This is a genomic window from Acinetobacter sp. V2 (assembly GCF_001188385.1).
Taxonomy (GTDB): domain Bacteria; phylum Pseudomonadota; class Gammaproteobacteria; order Pseudomonadales; family Moraxellaceae; genus Acinetobacter; species Acinetobacter oleivorans.
Genome location: NZ_JZFB01000003.1, coordinates 82,016 through 84,410, shown reverse-complemented (window position 1 = coordinate 84,410; position 2,395 = coordinate 82,016). Strand labels below are relative to the sequence as shown.

Genomic DNA, 2,395 nt, shown 5'->3' with positions numbered 1-2,395 from the left:
AGACAAACAGCATCTAGCATGCGTTGGGTTTCAGTGGTTCCCGGATGATGCATCACTCGAGTTAAACGCTGTTTCCAATTCAGAATATCCACATTACCTACCACCGGAGCTGCGTTCATACTTCGACTGGCTTGCCTATAATCTTCAAGCCTCAGCGACTTATAAAGCCCTGCCATCACAAGGAACATTACGAAACTAAACGGTAGTCCCATAATGATGGTCGCGTTTTGCAAAGCAGTAATTCCGTTGGTCATGAGCATGGCAAGCGTTAATAAACCAATTGCTACTGCCCAAAATACGCTTAACCAACGCGGAGCATCATTATCGATATTCGTAAGTTTAGTCGTGAAGTTACCTAAAACCAGCGCTCCCGAATCGGCAGAAGTCACGTAGAACAAAAGCCCTGTTACGGTGGCAATTGAAGCGATAAAGGTAAAGCCCGGATATTGCGCTAACAGGTCATAAAAGCCGTGAGCCGGATTTGCTAGCACAGTCGCGGCTAAGGTCTGGTTGCCTTCAAAAATAACGCTGTGTAATGCACTATTACCAAAAATGGATAACCACGTGAGTGTAAATAGAAGTGGAATAATTAAGGTACCGCACACAAACTCACGGATGGTACGTCCTCTTGAGATCCGTGCCAGAAAAAGTCCAACAAACGGAGACCAAGCAATCCACCACGCCCAGAAGAAGAAAGTCCAACTACTCATCCACTCTTTAGGCTGTTCAAAAGCAAAACTTTGTAATGCTAAAGCAGGAAAACGAGTTAAATAGTCACCAATATTTTGGACAAGGGCATTGAGTAAAAACTCAGTATTTCCTAAGAATAAAATAAACAGCAACAACCCGACCGAAACATAAATATTGATTTCAGATAAAATCCGCAGGCCTTTATTGACCCCAGATGTCACCGAAATAACACTAATGCCGACCGCGACTGCAATCAGGATAAATTGCATCCAGATATTTTCTGGTAACCCCAATAACACATGTAGGCCATAATTCAGCTGTACAACTCCAATCCCGCAGGTCGTCGCAATACCAAAAATTGTCCCGATGACGGCAGCCGTATCAACACTATGCCCAATTGCCCCATTAATTCTGTTCCCGAAAATTGGGTAAAGTGCAGAACGAATGGTAAGTGGCAAATTATAACGATAGCTAAAGTATCCCAATGACATACCGATCAAGGCATACATACACCAACCGGTTAAGCCATAGTGGAATAAAGTCCAAACCATACTTTGGCGTGCTGCTTCATAGGTTTGACCTGCTCCGACAGGAGGTTGCATATAATGAGATAATGGTTCAGCGACCGAGAAGAACATCAGATCGATACCGATACCAGCCGAAAATAGCATCGCAGACCAACTGAGTAAACTAAACTCAGGTTTTGAATGCTTAGGTCCTAATTTAATACTGCCGTATCTTGAACAGGCAATAAAAATCACGAAAACCATATATAACGTTGCGGCAAGCAGATAATACCAACCAAAGGTTGAGGTTACCCACTGAAGTACGGCGTTCATGACTTTATTTGCAAAATCATTGAACAAAAACGTGACGAGAGAAAAAATTAAAATAAGTACAGCTGAAAAATAAAAAACCACACGGTTGAGCGGGTCTTTTTTAGATTTAGATAATGTTAAATCATCAACTGCTCTTGGATTATCTGTTGCCATACAATCCTCAAGGAATAAAATAAAAACAAAATATTTAATTTCGTCTTTTCACTCTTATTTAAAACAATGAAAAGACGACTTTAAACGCAAAAAATAATATATAGATGTGATTGGTTGGGGTTATAAAACCTCAGTCACTTTATTCTGGTCACAATTCGACGGAACCGAAATGTCTTTTGAAACAGCTAACTGTTTTTTCACTAATTGAGGGTCAAAATCATCTTGCTTTAACGCTTTGGCTAAACCAAACATATAGAGCAAAATAATGACTGAAAATGGTAAACCACATAACACCACAGCACTTTGCATGGAGTTAAAACTACCGGCCAAAAGCAAGCCAATACTTACAATGGTAATTACCACAGACCAAAAAACGCGTAACCAGATCGGTGAATCACTATCATTGGTGCCCCCTTTTGAGGACAAATTAGCGATCATTAGTGTACCAGAGCCAACTGGTGTCAAAAATAAAACGAAACAAATTACAACAACAATGCCAGCAACATACGGATTAAACGGCAGATATTCGAGTAACTTAAATAAAGACAATGCCGGATCAGTTAAAACCATATCGCCCAAAACTTTCTGTTTCTGGTTCAAGATAAAGTAAATGGCAGTATTTCCAAAAACCGAGATCCAAGCCAGCGTAAAGCCTAGAGGAATCAGGCATACACCTAATACAACCTCACGAATCGTACGTCCTTTTGAAATGC

At 40.6% G+C, this 2,395-nt stretch carries 2 protein-coding genes; both read right to left on the bottom strand.

Going from position 1 to position 2,395, the window contains the following annotated elements; translation table 11 throughout:
• On the bottom strand, positions 1-1,682 hold a 1,682-nt coding region (gene betT / locus UC75_RS11320), incomplete at its 3' end, for a choline BCCT transporter BetT (protein WP_228137301.1).
• A 120-nt stretch (positions 1,683-1,802) separates the two neighbouring features.
• The coding region (locus tag UC75_RS21320; RefSeq protein WP_228137300.1) for a BCCT family transporter at positions 1,803-2,395 on the bottom strand (593 nt) is incomplete at its 5' end.